The 18,686-nt window shown below is 33.5% G+C and carries 14 protein-coding genes; 9 read left to right on the forward strand and 5 right to left on the reverse strand.

Annotated features, from left to right (window positions below):
* Nucleotides 1-59: 59 nt before the first annotated feature.
* The 3 genes from ACIDC4_RS00840 to ACIDC4_RS00850 all read left to right on the forward strand — a co-directional run bounded on the left by ACIDC4_RS00840 (nucleotide 60) and on the right by ACIDC4_RS00850 (nucleotide 1,821).
* Entirely contained in the window at nucleotides 60-623 is a 564-nt protein-coding gene (locus tag ACIDC4_RS00840; protein WP_412043374.1) for a Crp/Fnr family transcriptional regulator, read from the forward strand.
* 173 nt (nucleotides 624-796) lie between these two features.
* Nucleotides 797-1,186: a RidA family protein gene (locus ACIDC4_RS00845; RefSeq protein ID WP_412043375.1), complete on the forward strand. Its 390-nt coding sequence runs from the start codon at nucleotides 797-799 to the stop codon at nucleotides 1,184-1,186.
* Nucleotides 1,187-1,575: 389 nt separating this feature from the next.
* The gene (locus ACIDC4_RS00850; RefSeq protein ID WP_412043224.1) at nucleotides 1,576-1,821 is read left to right on the forward strand and encodes a hypothetical protein; all 246 of its coding nucleotides are present in this window, start codon (nucleotides 1,576-1,578) and stop codon (nucleotides 1,819-1,821) included.
* Nucleotides 1,822-1,850: 29 nt separating this feature from the next.
* On the opposite strand, the gene ACIDC4_RS00855 is transcribed toward ACIDC4_RS00850, so the two are convergent.
* From ACIDC4_RS00855 to ACIDC4_RS00865, 3 genes are all read right to left on the reverse strand, one after another.
* On the reverse strand, nucleotides 1,851-3,359 hold the full coding sequence (locus ACIDC4_RS00855; RefSeq protein WP_412043225.1) for a glycoside hydrolase family protein: 1,509 nt from the start codon (nucleotides 3,357-3,359) through the stop codon (nucleotides 1,851-1,853).
* Between the two features lie 215 nt (nucleotides 3,360-3,574).
* Nucleotides 3,575-5,755 carry an HAD-IIB family hydrolase gene (locus tag ACIDC4_RS00860; protein ID WP_412043226.1) on the reverse strand — a complete coding sequence of 727 codons (2,181 nt, stop codon included), beginning with the start codon at nucleotides 5,753-5,755 and terminating at the stop codon, nucleotides 3,575-3,577.
* Between the two features lie 447 nt (nucleotides 5,756-6,202).
* Nucleotides 6,203-6,982, reverse strand: coding sequence for a polysaccharide deacetylase family protein (locus ACIDC4_RS00865; RefSeq protein ID WP_412043227.1), 780 nt, complete (start codon nucleotides 6,980-6,982; stop codon nucleotides 6,203-6,205).
* 177 nt (nucleotides 6,983-7,159) lie between these two features.
* Between ACIDC4_RS00865 and ACIDC4_RS00870 the strand changes: the two genes are divergently transcribed.
* The 3 genes from ACIDC4_RS00870 to ACIDC4_RS00880 all read left to right on the forward strand — a co-directional run bounded on the left by ACIDC4_RS00870 (nucleotide 7,160) and on the right by ACIDC4_RS00880 (nucleotide 13,158).
* A complete protein-coding gene (locus ACIDC4_RS00870; RefSeq protein WP_412043228.1) occupies nucleotides 7,160-7,858 on the forward strand; it encodes a response regulator transcription factor in 699 nt (232 codons plus the stop codon).
* Nucleotides 7,842-9,209: a HAMP domain-containing sensor histidine kinase gene (locus ACIDC4_RS00875; protein ID WP_412043229.1), complete on the forward strand. Its 1,368-nt coding sequence runs from the start codon at nucleotides 7,842-7,844 to the stop codon at nucleotides 9,207-9,209. Before ACIDC4_RS00870 ends, ACIDC4_RS00875 begins: the two co-directional genes overlap by 17 nt.
* Before the next feature lie 733 nt (nucleotides 9,210-9,942).
* Entirely contained in the window at nucleotides 9,943-13,158 is a 3,216-nt protein-coding gene (locus ACIDC4_RS00880) for a TonB-dependent receptor (protein ID WP_412043230.1), read from the forward strand.
* 194 nt (nucleotides 13,159-13,352) lie between these two features.
* Here the strand turns inward: ACIDC4_RS00880 and ACIDC4_RS00885 are convergent, their stop codons facing one another.
* Nucleotides 13,353-14,720, reverse strand: a complete 1,368-nt coding sequence (locus tag ACIDC4_RS00885; protein WP_412043231.1) for a sensor histidine kinase — start codon at nucleotides 14,718-14,720, stop codon at nucleotides 13,353-13,355.
* Between the two features lie 220 nt (nucleotides 14,721-14,940).
* Between ACIDC4_RS00885 and ACIDC4_RS00890 the strand changes: the two genes are divergently transcribed.
* Nucleotides 14,941-15,480: an AAA family ATPase gene (locus tag ACIDC4_RS00890; protein ID WP_412043232.1), complete on the forward strand. Its 540-nt coding sequence runs from the start codon at nucleotides 14,941-14,943 to the stop codon at nucleotides 15,478-15,480.
* Nucleotides 15,481-15,520: 40 nt separating this feature from the next.
* On the opposite strand, the gene hxpB is transcribed toward ACIDC4_RS00890, so the two are convergent.
* On the reverse strand, nucleotides 15,521-16,159 hold the full coding sequence (hxpB, locus tag ACIDC4_RS00895; RefSeq protein WP_412043233.1) for a hexitol phosphatase HxpB: 639 nt from the start codon (nucleotides 16,157-16,159) through the stop codon (nucleotides 15,521-15,523).
* 749 nt (nucleotides 16,160-16,908) lie between these two features.
* On the opposite strand from hxpB, the gene ACIDC4_RS00900 reads away from it, so the two are divergent.
* On the forward strand, nucleotides 16,909-17,487 hold the full coding sequence (locus ACIDC4_RS00900) for a phage tail protein (protein WP_230037777.1): 579 nt from the start codon (nucleotides 16,909-16,911) through the stop codon (nucleotides 17,485-17,487).
* Nucleotides 17,488-17,542: 55 nt separating this feature from the next.
* Nucleotides 17,543-18,679, forward strand: coding sequence for an ABC transporter substrate-binding protein (locus tag ACIDC4_RS00905; protein ID WP_412043234.1), 1,137 nt, complete (start codon nucleotides 17,543-17,545; stop codon nucleotides 18,677-18,679).
* Nucleotides 18,680-18,686: the final 7 nt, after the last annotated feature.

Consider the following 18,686-nt stretch of genomic DNA (forward strand, 5'->3'; position numbering starts at 1 on the left):
TTGATATCGCTAATAAAAGCTTCTCTTTTATTAAAATTTCAATAACTTTGGATGCTACTATGCACAATCAACTTAGAGAACATATCGAGAAAATAATTCCTCTTACAGATGAAGAGTTTGCTTTTGTGTCTTCTCATTTTACTGTCAAAAAATTTAAGAAACATCAGTTTCTTATTCAGGAAGGTGATTCTGTCAAGCATTCTTATTTTATCATTTCGGGACTTTTAAAATTGGTTTATACTGATGAGAAAGCAAAGCAGCATGTTGTTTCTTTTGCTATGGAAGATTGGTGGGAAAGTGATTACTATGCCTTTTTTACCCAAACTGAAGCTACAATGTCATTAGAATGCCTTGAAGATACTGAAGTACTTTGCTGCTCGTTTGAAGATTATAAAAACCTATGCAACGGTTTGCAAAAAATGGAGCGCTTTTTTTTGGAGAAAGCCACTTTTGGTTTTCTGGGATCTCAACGCCGCATTATTTCCTGGCAGACTTCTAACTCTAAAGAACGTTACGACCAATTATTAAAACAATATCCTTCACTCCTGCAGCGTGTTCCCAAAAGTCTTATTGCTTCGTATTTAGGCGTTTCGCGCGAAACGCTAAGTCGATTATCTTCCTGATGTGACAATTCTCACATCAAAATCGTGAAAAATGTCACGAGTACTTTCCAGCCGTTATGCTCAATTTTGTATTACAATTTTAAACTGTAATCGTGAAAAAAACGGCAAACCTTTTAGCATTACTATTATTAACTACGATGCCTGTATTGGCACAAACGAAAAAAGGAAAACAAATGGAAAAAAGAGAATTTAATCCTTGGGAATGGCAAAATCAACGCAGTTATGTACAAGCTGTTGAAGTAAAAAATCCGCAAGGAACATTGTATGTTTCAGGACAAACGGCAATAAGTGCAGACGGGATTTCCAGCAACGAAAACATGGAATCGCAAATAAAACTGGCATTAAAAAATCTGGAACAAGTTATTAACGAAGCCGGATATGAATGCAGCGGAATTGTTAGGTTGAATATCTATACTACCGCGACTGATGAACTATGGCCACATTTTAATCTTATTCAGGATTGGGTGGCGAAACATGGTATGAAACAAGCTACAACTTTACTGGAAGTAAAAAGTCTTTTTGAAACTTTAAAAGTTGAACTGGAAGCGACTGTTGTAAAATAAAGTCTTCATGATATAAAAAAAAGCTGTGTCTTTCTTTTCAGGAAAAACGCAGCTTTTTTGTTTATTTTTTTTTTAAATTGAAAAATCAATTCAATTTATTTACTTTTTGAAAAGTTTTAAAATAAAAAAGAAGTGAAATCTTCTTACAATTTTCACCTGTAAGCAATAGTCTTTCAAACGGTTATCTAAAAAAAACATATAATTCCGTCTATTTTTTTTAATTTTTTGCCTTATATTTCAAAACTAAAAATTCAATTTTTACGTAATTACCTGAAACGATAGTCTTGTAATAAGATAAATTCAATTCACTGGTACGTTTTTGGAAAAATATTGAATTTTATCTTATTCCTGATTATCGTTATTTTTATTAAATTTTAAGAATATTAAGTTTGGACAATATTAATGTACTAAGATTAAAAAGAACTTTAGCTTACCTGGAAAGCAAACAACGTGAATTAAAAAGACAAAATGAAAACGATACCCGAAGTCTTGAGTCTATGATAAAATATCTTAAAAAAGATATGCTGGAACAGTTTAAATTGACAGAGTATGACATTTACATAAAAGGCGAAATCTACAATACCGAAACTTTTATTCAAAGCGTAAAAAGTATTATAGATACTAATTCTAAGTAACTCCATCACAATCTGTCAAAGTATATTGATTATTGAGCTATTTTATTATACTCATCAATTGCTTTATTAGGATCTGCGGTTGCATATTCGTTCTCCGGTTCGGGAATGACATGAATTTTTGAATCGCTTAAAGAAACAATTGCCGAACATACGTAAACACCAATTTTACCTTCGCTGTATTTGTAATCCAGTAAAGTAAGTTTGACAATTTCGTTGATCGAAAGTTCATAATAATTTCCGTAACGAATAATCTTAAAATAGATTTCTTTATTGTCTACAATTTCAAATTGATTGGTTTGAAGATTTTCGAAAACAAAATTATTTTTTACATCTTTTTCATTAAATCCCCACGCTCTAAACTGCACAAAACCATTTACAAAATCAATTGAGATGTAATAGGCCGTTCCCTGTTCGTCACATTCGATCACAAAACCGGTTTTTCCCATTCCTTCGACGGCTAATGTTCCTTCCCAGACAAAATTTTCTGAAGGTTTATCAAAACAAAAAACTTCGTAGCCGCTTCGACAGCCAATTCTCCATTTATTTTCATTTTCTACCTCAAAATTTGCCGACGGATTTCCTAAAATAGGCACCGGAATGGGTAAGTTTTTTTGGTGAATGGTTCTTTGGTAAAGTGTTCTCCAATGGTGATAGGTTTTTAATAATAATCGTCCGTTACTATCAACATCCAGTTGTTTTGGTGGCGGAATTACACGAAGTGTATTGACATTTCCTCCAACGAAGTAAAAATTATAAATCAAATAATACTCGCCTTCTTTTACAATTCTTGCTGCATAATTACCTTGTGGCATTAAAACATTATTATGAAAAGCATGGTATTCTCCTTTAAAATCCGGAGAAAACCAATAACGCACTTTGATGTCTTCGCGAATGGAACCCAGCAAATAATGCATTCCTTTTATTTCTACCACGCAAGGACATTCGATATCATCATAAACGTAAGCTACGTGCAATGGTTTTTGCAGTACAAAACCTTTTTCTTCTCGTTTTGCTACACCAATACAACCTCTTCTATAGGTTGGTCCTACTGCGCTTCGGGCACAAATCAGTAAATAATCTTCGCCTTCAAACTGGTATTTATAAGGATCCCGAAAACTCAGCCATTCACGCGGATTATTATCTCTGCTTTCGTAATACGGAGCATCACTTTTTAGCGGTAAACCATACTGATTGTCTTTTATCCAGTGAATTAAATCCGGCGAAACTGCCCTTCCTACTTTTTGTGTAACTCCTTTGTCCTTGCGCTTTAAACCGGTATAATACATTTCATAACCTTCTCCGTCAGAGTTTTTACTCACATGCATTGTCCATAACATATCATCATCCCATTCGCCTGGATCGCCTACAAACAAAGCATTTTTTACTCTTTTCCAAGAAAGACCATCTTTTGATACTGCATGCGCAATATAATCGTGATTGGGAATAATAAGATGAAATAAATGATGCACTCCGCTTTCATCTATAAACACATCAACGTCTCCTATTTCCCAATTACTAAATCCTGAACCTGAATACATACTAACCTATTTTATTATTTAACATATTGTGTCATTTTTGTCATTTTTGTCATCCTGAGCGAAGTCGAAGGACCGCAAACAAAATCACCAATCTTTGTCGAAATTCTACATTTCAAGGGATTAAAATCCCTTGCTACAATATGAATCGTTCCTTCGGGACTTTCTGAAAACAAACGATCATCCGGACATCTCAAAGAATAACCAACATCTGCTATTTATTTTATAATTTTATAATGTTTTAATCCTTCTAAAATACCGGAAGAAGCTGAATCTTTGGCCACATAAATACTTTTTGTAGTTTCATAATCAGCCAATTCAACACTACGATTTCCTACGATGATTCCTTTTACAGCACCTCTGAACATATCGATATCGTTTCCTGAATCTCCTGCCGCAATAACATTCGATAAAGGAATAGACCATTTGCGGCATAAAAATTTAATCGCATTTCCTTTTGAGGCTCTTTTAGGGATAAAATCAAGAAATTCACCATGACTTGGGATGATATTTACTTTGTACCAGCCAGCGCCTAAAACGGTGATTAGTTGCTCGTGATCGTATTTTTCTTTATCATAATAATAGGATATTTTATAAGGATTTTGAGCTTCTTCTTCCTGCAATCGCAACCATGGAACTTCTTTCAAACGGCTGACAATATCTTCTCTTTTCCATCGACCGGCCAAAAATTTAGCCCAGCCTTTGTCTAAAATGTAATCTTTACCATTTGTATAATAAATTTCGGTTCCTACAGAGCAGATAATAAAATCAGGTAAAGGAAACTGTTCTTCGTCGATAACTTGTTTTACCAAAGCTAAATTTCGTCCGGATGCCAGTGCGAATGCCATTTTATCGGTACGATTAATCAAATGTTCTTTAAGTTCTTTTAAGCCGGGGTTGTTTAATTTTGGTTCTATTAATGTACCGTCGATATCCGAAACAAATAAATGCTCAACCTTACGTTTTAATCGTTCGATATTAATATTAGGATAATGCTGCTTTTTGATTCCTGAACCAGATGATAATGATAAATTTTCATTGACCAAATCTACATATTGGTTTACGTGACTTAACCAACTGTAATGTTTCTGAATATTTATTGCTCCGTTATTCGAATAATATTTCCATTGATTTTCATTGGTTAAGATATTTCGCAATGCTTTTTTGATTTCGTTTTCGTCCAACGGATCTACTAATTCTCCGTTTTGGCAAGTCGGAATAATTTCTGATGGTCCGCCGTTCTTGGTTACCACAACAGGTAAACCTGAACTTGCCGATTCGATTACGGTTAAACCGAAGTTTTCATGTAAAGCTAAATTCACAAAAACACCTCTTTTTTCGGCTGCATAACGATAGATAATCGAAACCTCATTTTCGACGTCATGTTTCTTTGGAATGGCCATTTTTCCGTACAAATCATATTTGTCCATTAATAGTAATAAATCTGTCAGCACATCTTTTTCAGATTCCGGCATTTTCGAAATATCTTTTCTGATTCCCGCAAAAATTACCAAATTGGCAATGCTTTGCAGTTCTTTGTCTTTACCATAAACTTCAATCAAGGTATGAAGGTTTTTATGGCGGTCAGGTCTCGAAAGTGCCAGAATAAAAGGTTTGTGCGGATTTATTAAAAATTTAGAAATGGTTTCTGCTACCCAATATTTTCTCTGCTCCTCCTCCATTTGCTTATCAGCATCCTGTTCTCTGTGATAATAAGGAACAAATTTTCTAGTATCAATTCCCGGAGAAATGGCGTGGTATTTACCTAATTCAAAATTTTTGTAGGGTTTATAGGTTTCAATTTCCTGTTCTGTCGAAGTAACAATAAATTCAGATAATTCTAATGTTTTTTCTTCGGCAGCGATTCTTTGTTTGAACTTGAATTTCTTTTCGATTTCTTCTTCGCTCAAACCACTTTCGAGCAGTTTATTTTTTTTATGAAAACCCAGCGAATGCCCGGTATGTGCGAAAGGAATATTTAAAATTGTAGATAATTCACTGGCTACATATCCTGCGTCGCCATAATGTGAATGAATCCAGTTTGGGAATATATCGTGAAGTTTGATATGCTGAACAATTCCGTTTACAAAAGTGTCTAAACCTTCCCATAATTGTTCTTTTGCTTTGTACTTTTTTCCCAGAAAAGGAATACGCCTTATGTCTAATTTATCATTAATGATTTCGATAGGTACTGCATATTCCGGAGAAAGATTTTTATCATCAATTAACCTTGTAAAAAGATGAACATGTTCTACATCTTCGTGTTGCGATAAGAACTCAGCAAGTTCGTATACATATTTTGTTTGTCCGCCATTATCAGCATCTCTACCAATCTCCAAACCTGAACCTTTTAGTAGGCCGTGAATGTTGATTAATGAAATTCGTAATTTTGTCATCATTGTCTTTTATTTGTTAGAATTTTTAAGGTACGAAAAATCGAGCAGTTTGTCCCAAAATCATACAAAAAATAACAGGATTATTAACATTTACAGACAAAACTGTAAGAATGATAGTGGTCAGAAAGCGAATTTTAAGATTTTCGAAAAACACGAAAAAAATTGTAGATCATAAGATCAAAGATTTACAAAACGAAATTTTAGCTACAGATTATAGGATTAAAATGATTTTATAATCTTTGAAAATCGTAGCTATTTCGTCGCAAAAAAAATCCACGAATTCACGAATTTAAAAATTGTTTCATCTTATATGAAAAATAAAATTAATCTCGCAAAGGCGCTAAGACGCTAAGACGCAAAGTTTAAACACAATATTGTCATTACAACGCAGGAGACTCACAGACGAAGTAAATCTTCGCGAGAAACTCGACAAAAAACCATTATTAAAATTTATTCTTCAGGAAGTAAATCATCCAGATCAGATGTTTTATAAAACTTAAGGTCGTTAAGCTTCATATACTTACAAATGAATTCTAAGGTTTCGATTTTTGTCTGATAGTTTTCGGTTACATTTTTTACGGGTTTATGTCCACATAACAGCAAAATTTTGTTGTGCTTTTTGGCATAATCCAACAATTCTAAAACATACGGAATACTAAAATGAATGTGACTGTTATCAATATCAAAAGCAAAAACGATTTTTGAGTTGCTAAAAAAACTGTCCTGTTTCTCCGGAGCTTCACCTCCAAAGGCTCTTCCTCTTATGATTTTATAATCGTTAGATAAAGCTTTATCAAGTGCATCAGATCTTTCTCCGTACGGATACGCGAATGTCGTAACATTAAAACCTAACCTTTTCATAGAGACAATCATAGGATCTATTTCCTGTTGCATATAAGCATCGATTCCGTGTTGGTTTACAAATTTTACGGCATTATAATGATGATAGCCATGAGCTGCAATTTCGTGACCTTCTTTTTGCAGTTGAAGAAGTTTTTTTATCTGCGGAGCTCCAATAGAATCTATTCTGCAAACATTAAAAGTAGCTTTCCATCCGTATTTTTTCAAAGCCTGATCGGCCTCGTACCATTCATCTACATAGGCATCATCAAAAGATAAAATTACACCTGCCTTGTACGGTTTTGATTCCGGTTTTTGTTTTTTGTTTTCGCAGGAAAAAAAGGTTAAAATTGCTAAAAAAAGTATTGCTTTAGTGTAGAATAGCTTCATATATTATTTTTTTGTTTAAAAAAATTAAGTTCCGGATAACCTTTACGGAATTTTAAAGATACCAATTTCTCCATTACAAAAATTCAATTTATAGCTTACTATATTCTTTTACGATTCTTTGCTCACAGTAATACTTTTATTTACTTTTATCACAACAAATTTGATTCTTATCCGGTTATGAACAAAGTATTATTAGTTGAAGATGATCCAAGAGTTGCTTCGTTTATTACGAGAGGACTTGAGGAACATTTGTATGAAGTCAAAACGATTACAAAAGGTTTTGAAGCTATAAAAGAAGTCATGGAAAACGAGTATAATATTATTATTCTCGACATCATGCTTCCGGATATTACAGGATTTGAAGTTTGCGAAGTTTTAAGAAGCCGGAAAATAATTGTTCCTATTCTTATTTTGAGCGCGCTGGATACACCACACGAAAAAGTAAAAGGATTACAAGCCGGAGCCGATGATTATCTGGCTAAACCTTTTTTGTTTGAAGAATTACTGGCTCGAATAAACGCACAGTTGCGTCGTGCCGAATTCAGTACCGGAATTCTGGATTTTCAGTCGTATGCCGGGGTCGAAATTAATATGAAAGAACAAAGTGCCACAAGAGACGGCAAAGAACTCAATCTTTCATCAAGAGAATTAAAGCTTTTGATCTTTTTTATGAAAAACCGCGAGAAAGCCTTATCCCGAATTGAAATTGCACAAGCCGTTTGGAACATCGATTTTGATACGACATCAAACACCGTAGACGTTTATATTAATTATTTAAGAAATAAAATCGACAAGAACTTCCCTACTCCGCTCATTCATACTGTAAAAGGAACAGGATATATGCTCAAACAAAAGAGTTATGAATCTAAAGAATAAATTAGCCGTAAATTCTACTTTACTTTTTGCTTTTATAGTGGGACTTCTTATGGCCGGATCTTTCCTTTTGTTTAGAAGTCACATGAAGGACCTTTATTTTGATAATCTGGAAGATCACGCGATGACAACGGCGCTTTTTTATTTTGAAAAAGATGAAATAAAAGAATTTAACAGCGAACGTTACAAACAAATTGAACTTCAGTACAAACGTATCAACAACGAATCGATTCGGGTTTATGATGCCAGAACCAATAAACTTTTTATAAACGATAATATCGATTTTACATTAAGTAATAAAGACCTAAAAAATATTGAAAAAGAAAAACTACAAACTTTTACACGTGGTGATCGACAATTTGTTTCGATTTTTTATAAAGATAATCAGGGAAATTTTATAATTGTAGTTTCGGGAATTGATCATGCAGGAAATCGACAACTCGAAATGCTTGGTCTTATGTTTGTTTTATTTTATCTCGCCGGAATTCCTTTAAATTATCTTTTAGGAACATTTCTGGCCAAACAAACTTTCCGTCCGTTTACAGAAGTTATTGCAAAAGTAAATACTATAACAACCGAGAATCTTCATTCGAGATTAGAAGTACCGCAAACGAGTGGAAAGGATGAAATTAAAGAATTGGTTACCACCTTTAATTATCTTCTGGAAAGATTAGAAAGTGGCATCATGATTCAGAATAATTTTCTGAAAAATGCTTCGCACGAATTGAAAACGCCACTTACGATTATCATTGGCGATATTGATGTGTCTTTGCAACAACCCAGAACAAACGCGCAATATGAAGAAATTCTAAAATCGCTTCGTAAAGATACCTTACATCTTAAAGCAACTCTCGAAGGTCTTTTGGTTTTATCCGGATTGGAGCTTTCAGAACCTCAACAAATGGAAACCATCAGAATCGATGAGATTTTATGGAATGTTCTCGAGAAAAAAGCCATCGAATATCCGGAATCTAAGGTTTCTTTCAATTTGAATGCCATTGCAGATCAGGAAGATTTACTTTCTATTTATGCCAATAAACACATGCTTTTTATAGCATTATATAATATATTAGATAATGCTATAAAATTCTCCTCTCCTGTTCCGGTTGCAATTTTTGCTCTTTCGAACGAAAACAAACTTGTCATTAAAATTACAGATCAGGGTCCCGGAATTTCAGACAGTGATAAAGAATCTATCTTCGATCTTTTTTTTAGAAGTGATAATACGCGTCATATTCAGGGACAAGGTTTGGGTCTTTTTATCACCATGCAGATTCTTAAACTTCATAATATTCATTTAATAGTAGATTCTGAGTTGGGAAAAGGTACTTCGTTTTCTTTGGTGTTTCCTTAAATGTTTTTGTTTCACGCAGATTTTGCAGATCGAGCAGATTAAATTGATTAAAAAATCAGCTTAAATCTGTGCAAATCTGCGTAAAAAATTCTTAACTCAAAGTTAACCACAATCTTGTCATCCCGAGGCACGAGGGATCTCCTCAAGAAACTCCGCAATCAAAATCGTCAATCTTTGTAGAGCTACTTACGAAGATCCCTCGTGCCTTGGGATGACAAAAACACGCAGACAACTCACGCAGATTGAGCAGATTTAATTTGATATAATAGACACAGATCAAAGGATTAAATTGATTTAAAAAAAATCTGCTTAAATCTTTTTAAATCTGCGTGAAAAAATTCAACACATAGAAAACATATAACCACAGATTAAATTAATTAAAAAAAATCTGCTTAATCTGCAAAATCTGCGTGAAAAAAACTTAACACAAACCATAAACAATTCTCTATTTTAAGTCACAATGTTACTATTCGATGATGTCACTTTTTACAATCGGTAACATTTACATAACACTCTAATCTTTTTCTAATCTACTTTAAATCTAGCTTTAATCTACTTATTTTTAGCTTTTTACGCAAGTACCTGATTTTAAAGAGTTCAATGGATTTTACAAAAATAACATCTTCATAATCCTAAGTTAACAATGAATTGTTTTATGATTTTAAGTTAACAAAAGCGTTAAATCTGATCGAAACAAAGGCAGTTTCTTTGTCAAATAAAAACTAAAAACAACATGACAAAACTAAAACTCTTTTTTTCAGCATTCATGCTTCTTGTTATGGGGAACATTTTTGCTCAAATTACAACCTCATCTTTATCTGCAAAGGTTAGCGATGGTACAAGTCCGCTTACTGGCGCCGAGGTTACATTGACACATTTACCTACTAATGCAGTTTACAGAGCTGTAACAGATAAACAAGGTAGATTTAGTTTCGAAAATTTAAATGCCGGTGGACCTTATGAACTTGAAATTAAAAGTTCAGAAACCAAAGATTATTCTAATGCACAAATACATTTAGCATTAGGCGATAATGATTTACCAGTAATTGTGGTGGGTAAATCAGATAATAATGTATTAGAAGAAGTGGTGATTACAGGTTCTAAACCTTCGTCTAAAAATAACGGAACAAGTATTAATGAGAAAAAAATTAATGGCTTACCGTTAATCAACAGAGGAATTCAGGATGTTACCAAACTAGTGCCTCAAAGTTCAAACAACTCTTTTGCAGGAACGAACTTTAGATACAACAACGTAACAATTGATGGTTCTATCAATAATGACGCAATTGGTTTTAGTCCGTCTTTAGGTGGTCAGTCCGGAACTTCAGGAATGCCTGGTAGCAGCACTCGTTCTAACTCTATAAGTTTGGATGCGATACAGGATATTCAGGTTTATATTGCTCCTTATGACATTAAATTAGGTAACTTTTTAGGAGGAAGCGTTAATGCTGTTACCCGCAGTGGTACAAATGAAGTAACAGGATCTATTTATAGTTATGGAAGAAATGCTGCTATTACTGGTCCTAATAATGCTGGTGACGGATCGAAAATGCCAAATTCTTTTGGTGATTATCAAGTTGGTTTCAGATTAGGTTTACCTATCATCAAAGACAAATTGTTCTTTTTTACCAACATGGAATATGCTGAAAGAACAGATCCTTTGTTCTACAATGCAGGACAAACAGATTCTAACGGAAAATTGACTTCACTGGTTGATAATGCTACAGCAGAACAAATTTCGAACTTCGTAAAAACAAATTACGGGTTTGATCCGGGAAGTTATGGTGCTTACAACAACTTTGCAAAAAGCCAAAAATTCTTCAATAAATTAGATTGGAAAATTAATGACAAACATTCTCTTTCGCTAAGAAATAATACGGTTATTTCTCAGGCTTCGAACTTAGAGCGTGATGCAGCAAACTTCAGGTTTTCAAGCATGGATTTCACACAAAAAAACCAATCTATTAGTACGGTTTTAGAATTAAAAAGCCACTTTAACAGCCAATGGTCGAACTCATTCCTTGCAAGTTATTCGGCTATTAAAGATTATCGTGATCCAAAATCATCAAATGCCATGTTTCCTCAGGCTGAAATTGGTTACAACGGAGGAACAATTTTCTTAGGAAATGATCGTGAAGCAACTGTTTTTAATATGAAACAAAATACAGCCGAAATCACGGACAACCTTACTTACAAAACAGGAAATCATACTTTATTGTTTGGTACGCACAACGAATTCTACGACATTAATTACGGATTTGTAAATGCCCTAAACGGAAGAGTTTCGTATAAATCTCTTGCAGATTTCATGAATAAACTTCCTACTCGTGTTCGTGGCACGTATCCTTTTGACGGTTCTACAAGAGATGAAATCTTTAATAATCCGTATGCTAAATTCAAAGTAAATCTTTATAGCGTTTATGTACAGGATGAAATTAGAATTGGAAACAAACTTAAAGTTACTCCCGGTGTGAGAGTTGATTATACTGATTTGCCAAATAAACCAAAATTAAGCCCTCAGGTACAAAATTCTCCTGCTGATCCTAATTATGGTAATACATACAGTTATACTCCTTTAAATCAAATTAATAATAACTTTTTTACTACAGCATTAGTTTCGCCAAGAGTTGGATTTACCTATAATGTAGACGAAGATAAAACCCTTGTTTTAAGAGGTGGTTCTGGAGTATTTACAGGCAGAATTCCGTTTGCATGGTTAGGATATGCGTATTATAATGATGGTGTAGGTTACGGAAGTTATGATAAAAATAACCTTACTCCTGCTCAGGTTACAGCAGCGGGTGATCCTTTGGCAACAGGCGGATTAAACGGTTATCATGATGCAACGCCAAAAGTTCAGGCCGATTTAGTAGATAATAAATTTAAAATGCCATCTGTTTTAAGAAACTCTTTGGCAATTGATAAAATTATCGGTGGCTATAAATTTACAACCGAAGGTATTTATACTAAAGTAATTCGTGATCTTGAGTTTCAACAGGTAAATAAGACCGATAACCCAACTTATTTCTCTTACGATACCAATCACCAAATGCCAATTTATGCAGCAAACATAAATCCTGCTTTTTCTAATGCTTACTTATTATCAAACACAAATAAAGGATATAGGTACAGCATTACTGAGATGGTTTCGAAATCATACGATTTTGGTTTGAATTTTATGGTAGCGTACACGTACGGAGATTCTCGTGACGTTACAAACGGAATTCGTAATTCTATGGAGAGTAACTTCCAGATGAACCAGTCATTGACACCTAATGATCCTCAATTGGCCACTTCGAACTTTAATATCAAACACAGAATTGTTTCTAATGTTGGATATGCAGTAAAACTGGCTGACAACAATACTTTCTCTGCCAATGTGTATTTTAATGCACAATCAGGAAATCCGTTTTCATGGGGATTTGTAAACTCAACCATTGCCGGAACAGGACAGGCAGCAGGATTGGCTTATATCTTTAAAGATGCAGCAGAAGCAGCTAAATATATCGGAGTAAGTGCAGCAGGCGTTCCATCAGCTACAGCGGCTCAACAAGTTGCAGATTACGAAGCTTTCATCAACGGAAATGATTATTTGAAAAGCAGAAGAGGAACATTCACTCAAAGAAATGGTGATACAACTCCCTGGAACATTCAGGCAGATTTGAAATTAACAGATGAAATCAAAGTTCAAAAAGTTGGTACATTCCAAATTTCATTTAGCATGGCCAATGTTGGAAACCTTATCAATAAAGATTGGGGAAGAAGCTATTTTGTTCCAAACACTTACAATTCGACAGCTAACCTTGGGTTAACAAAATCAGGAAACTTAGGCGGAGTTGCTACTGGCGATCCAACATATACTTTCCAAAAACCTACGGCTACACCTTATACTATAGATCAATTGGCTTCAAGATTCCAAGGACAGCTTGGATTGAGATATTCGTTCTAAAGATTGTGTTTTATTTTTTTTATTCGTCCCCCAGTTTCACACCCTTATGAAACTGGGGGACTTTTTTTTATTTAAAACTTAATTAAAAATTCCAAATTCCAATTGTTGGTCTATAAATTTGTTGGAATTTGGATTTTGGATTTTTTGGATTTTGGGTTTTGGATTTTGGGTTTTGGAATTTGGAATTTGAAATTTTATCCCTCCAGCGGTAAAATAAACTTAAAAGTACTTCCTTTTCCAAATTCACTTTCGGCCCAAATTTCGCCTTGGTGTTTTTTTATAAATTCACTGCAAAGTAATAAGCCCAATCCGTTACCGCTTTCGTTTTCTGTTCCTTTCTGGATTACTTTGGCATTAATTTTAAAAAGTTTTTCTTTTATATTATCAGGAATTCCAATACCGTTGTCCGTGATTGATACTTCGGCTTTTTGGTTTCTCTTTTTTATGCTGATACTAATTTCTCCTTGCTGATCCGTAAATTTAATGGCATTGGTCAGCAAATTCCTCAAAACGGTATCAATCATGTATTTATCGAGTTCTACTTCGATAATTTCGGTCGATTCAAACTTAAGATCTATGTTTTTATTTAATGCTGTATTTCTGTTAAGCGCTATGTTCTCTTCGATCAGGGTATTCAATACTACTTTTTTAGGACTGTATTCAATCATTCCGGTTTGTACCCGCGACCAGTCTAAAAGATTCTCCAGCAGCTTATAAATGTTTTTGTTTGATTCGTGGAGCATTCCTGTAATTTCCCTGATCTCTTCCCGACTGTAAGCATCAATTTCCTCGGCCAATATTTCTGATAATGCAACCGATGATCCCAAAGGGCCTTTTAGATCGTGCGCTATAATCGAAAAGAATAAATTTTTATCGTTTAAAAGCTTTTTGATTTTAAGGTCTTGTTTTTCTTTTACCAGCAACAAAAATCCTACTGTGCCAATAAGAGTGAGCAAAAACAAACTAATACTGTACAAACTGTCGAAAACACGGTACGAAAAAAAATATTCCTGCGGATTGATATAATTATAAACTGCACGTATGAAGATTAAAATTTCAAAAACAGCGTAGCCCAATAAATAAAACATCCGGAAAAGATTATTTCCTTTTTCTCTGAAATAATTAATTGTTGGTGGCAAAAAAATGGCAAAAATTCCCAGTGACATAATTACAATTCGGGTATTCACCTTACTCTCTAATAATGTTGCAATGTTAAAAACTGCTATTGCGGCAATGGTTATGCCTATTTGCAAGCGATTACACCTTCTTGATTTCACTTTGAGCATCGATATCATCGCTATTGTTTCATAGCAGCATCCGCACAAAATGATAGAATTAGCAATATTAATAGAAATAAAATCCGGGATTATGTTTCTTAAAAAAATAAGAACCCAACCAATCGTCAGGGTTATTTTTCCGTAGCCAAAAATGTTTAATTTTCTTTTGTTTTCAATCGAAGCATATGAAAACGAATAACTAAAAATGAGAATGCAAATAAACAAGTTTCCCCAAAAATAAAGCAGGAAAACTGTTTTTGGATCCAGTGGTGAAAATTCAGGCATTATAGACTTTAGTAGGTTAAGAAAGTAAACAAATATACAAATTCATGATGTAATGTTATATTACACTGAGTTCATTGGTTATTAAAACGATCTTAGTGGCAAAATATTTCAAAAATTTATTTCTGTTTTTATTTAAAACAAATTGAATTCATCTTTAAGGATTATAACTATTTTTATATTCTAAAGGATAAATTGAATTGAAGCATTAATTAAAAACAGCATGAGAATAATGATTATGGGGGCATCGGGAGCCGGCGCAACAACACTTGGGGATTGTTTCGTCAAAAATAACGATTGCTTTTTGCACCTGGATTCTGATGAGTACTTTTGGGAAAAAACAGATCCTCCTTTTCAGGAAGCAAAAAATTATGAGGAACGCAATTCCTTATTCGAAAGCGATTTTTATTCTCAGGAGAATGTAGTAGTTACCGGTTCTATATTTCGTTGGAAAACAGATTATAAAAATCTATTTGATCTTGTTGTGTTACTATATATTCCGCAGGAAATAAGATTGCAAAGATTGGCTGAACGAGAAATCTCGAGATATGGAAATAAAATTTTATTCGACGAAAAATTAAATGCAAAATACAAAGCATTCCTAGCCTGGGCTGCCGAATATGATTTGGAAGAAAATACCACCAGCAGAAGTTTTAAGCAGCAAAAGCAATGGATGGAGGAAATAAAATGCGCGACTTTATTTCTGGAAGGTGATCTAACGGTAAAAGAAAGACTTACCGTTTTACAAACCTATATTCGATAAATCAATTTACAAACTTACGTATCTATTAAAAAGATAAAAATCAAGAGAATATAGTAAGCTCATGTTCCAGAAAACTCTCCATTTTATAGTCGGCTAAACTTAGGTTAACATCCTGATTTCCGTTTGTAAAGGCTACGACTTTCATACCGGCCTTTTTCGCCGCCATCATTCCCGAATATGAATCTTCTATAACAATGCAATTTTCAGGATCGATCCCCAATTCTTTCGATGTCATTAAATATATAGCGGGATCAGGTTTTCCTAATGGTACAAATTCTGCCGAGAAAATGATATCGAAATAGTCAGCAATACCCGCTTTTTCTAAAACTACAGGTATTATTTTATAAGGAGAATTTGTTGCCAGACCAATTTTAAAACCATTTGATTTAAGTTTTTTTATAAACGATTCAATGCCGTTTATTTCGCCACCAACCTGCTCTATCAGCTCCATTACTCTTAAAATCACCATCTCTTCAACCTCTTCGAGCGTTTTGCTTTCCCAGGGAAATTTATCGTACCAAAACTTTGTTACTTCTACGGTGGTCATTGTTTTGGTTAAATTAGTAAATTCTGTATTTAAGGCTACGCCAAGGGATGAAAAAACCTCGAATTCGGCTCTTTGCCAAAACGGTTCAGAATCGATAATTACACCATCCATGTCGAAAATAACTGCCTTCATAAAATATTGGAATTTGAGTTTGGTAGAATTCTGGTTGAGCTGCAAAAATAAATCTTTTTAATTTTAGAATATAAACATACCAAAATTTAAAAACTAAAAAATACTTCGTTCAAAGTATCATAAACATAAAATAAATTCATTTTCTGTCAATTCGTAAATGATACGATCAACTTACATATGAGATAGTCATTAAACGAATGTAAGCTTCTTTCCTTCCCTATTTTTATTTATTATATAAGAATTTATACAAAAAACCTGTCTTACTGACAGTTGCGTTATTTATTTTTGTAAATTTATTCGTTCAAACATACGAAAAAACTTTTCTACAAGCCTAAAACGATGTGTCATCATTACATTTTTCAATAAAAAGTTACTTTTTTCACTGAAAAATGAATTCGCATAATTAGAAGCCATTCATCAAAATTTCTGTGACATTAAAAATAGATCTCATGACATGAAAAAGCCGTTCTGTAACATCTTTTTCTTGTTAGAGGTAACAGATATCTAATTTTAAAATCAAATTGAAGAAAGAGTGTTTATTATACAGTATTTATAGAGCCATCAACAAAGTACTTTTTCTTTTTAATTGTAAATGTTTTAATTATTCAAAAAACAGGTGTAAATACCTGCTTGTAAGAAGATTACATGAATTAACTTCGCTATTGAAGAATTAAAAACTAAACTGTAATTAAATCATATTAACCATTAATAATCTATCACTAACATTAACCAATTAAACAAAAACAATTATGGACGTATTTTTAGGAACAATTCTAGCTTTTGGATTTAACTTTAACCCTAGAGGATGGGCATTTTGCTGGGGACAAACTTTAGGAATAGCTCAAAACACTGCTTTATTCTCTTTACTGGGAACAACTTACGGAGGAAATGGTCAAACAACATTTGCTCTGCCTGATTTAAGAGGAAGATCTCTTGTAGGAATGGGACAAGGACCTGGTTTAACTACTATTGTTCAGGGAGAAGTAGCTGGGGTTGAAAGCATTACACTTACAGCAAACAATATGCCTATACACGGTCACCCTCTTGCTGCGGCTACATCTCCTATTACTGTGGCTGTCAATGCAATAAGTTTAAAACCAATAAGCAATGATCCTGATGGTGGTAATAATTATTTTGCTGCTGGAGGAACTACTCCAAATATCTATAGTGAAACTGGAGGGACAAGTAATGCAGTTGGTGGTGTAACTGCAGCAATTAGCGGTGCTACAGGTGTTGCAGGAGGTAGCCAACCATTTGGTTTAAGAAACCCATATCTAGGTATAAATTACTGTATAGCTTTAGAAGGGATTTTTCCATCTAGAAACTAATAGCATTAAAAATAAAACAGAGGCGATAATGCCTCTGTTTTTTTAATCAAAATTTATGGATAACTTTACTAAAATAGGAATTCTACTTCCAAAATCACAACAATATCCAACGCTCGACAGAGATTTTATGAGAGGATTAAAACTTACTAATCCTAATGTGAAATTTTACATCGAAAATATCGGTATTGGTGCAGATGAGAAACTGATAATCGAGAAAATACAAAAGTTAAATTTTCAAGAAGATGTATCAATTATCATTGGCTTTTTTGGGCATTATAATATATCTGAGGTTTATAACTATGCTTCAAAAAACGATATCCTATTGCTTGCCGCTGATACCGGAGCAACATTACCTTATGAAACACCTACTTACAAAGGTGTTTATATTAACTCCTATGGGCTAACGGAATCGTGTTATCATTTAGGTACTTATCTAACTGCCAAAAACTTTCAAAAAGTGGTAACCTCAACTTCGTTTTATGATTCAGGTTACGGCATGTTATCAGCAATTGAATATGCTTTTAAAGATAAACCAATTTTCGCAGGTCACTATATTACACCTTTTGTTCCCAGAGAAAATGAATCGGCACATATGGATAACATCATAAATTCTTATGAACCTGATGCTGTTTTTGCTTTCTATAGTGGCTTATATGCAGAGGAAAATGCCGATTTTGTAAATCAAAATAAAGTTACTAAAAAGTATCCGTTTTATGTTACTCCGTTTTTTATCAATGATAAAATTTTAGAGGAATATAAAAATGAGCCTCACGAACTTTACGTCGTAAGTACTTGGATGCAAAATGATAGTGATGATATCAGCTTTACTGATGAGTATAAGAATAAATACTCAGATAATCCTTCAATATTTTCGACATTAGGTTATGAAAATGGGTTAATATTAAAAAACCTTCTCCTCAATGTAGAGAACGATCTTAGTATAAATTCTTTAATTGAAGAAATAAGCAAACTTAATATTGCCGGACCTAGAGGAAATATTGAATTTGATAAGGATACAAACAGAACATTATTTAATCATCATGTGTATAAATTAAATCTTGATTCTTCTAACAATATAAGTTTTAATAAAATTGAAACATTCGTTAATGACGGGCATTTTATTAAGGCTTTCACTTTATCTACTAAACCGGAACAAATGGGCGGCTGGCAAAATGCCTATTTATGTCATTAAACTAAAC

It is taken from the genome of Flavobacterium sp. C3NV (genome assembly GCF_046825355.2).
GTDB lineage: Bacteria > Bacteroidota > Bacteroidia > Flavobacteriales > Flavobacteriaceae > Flavobacterium.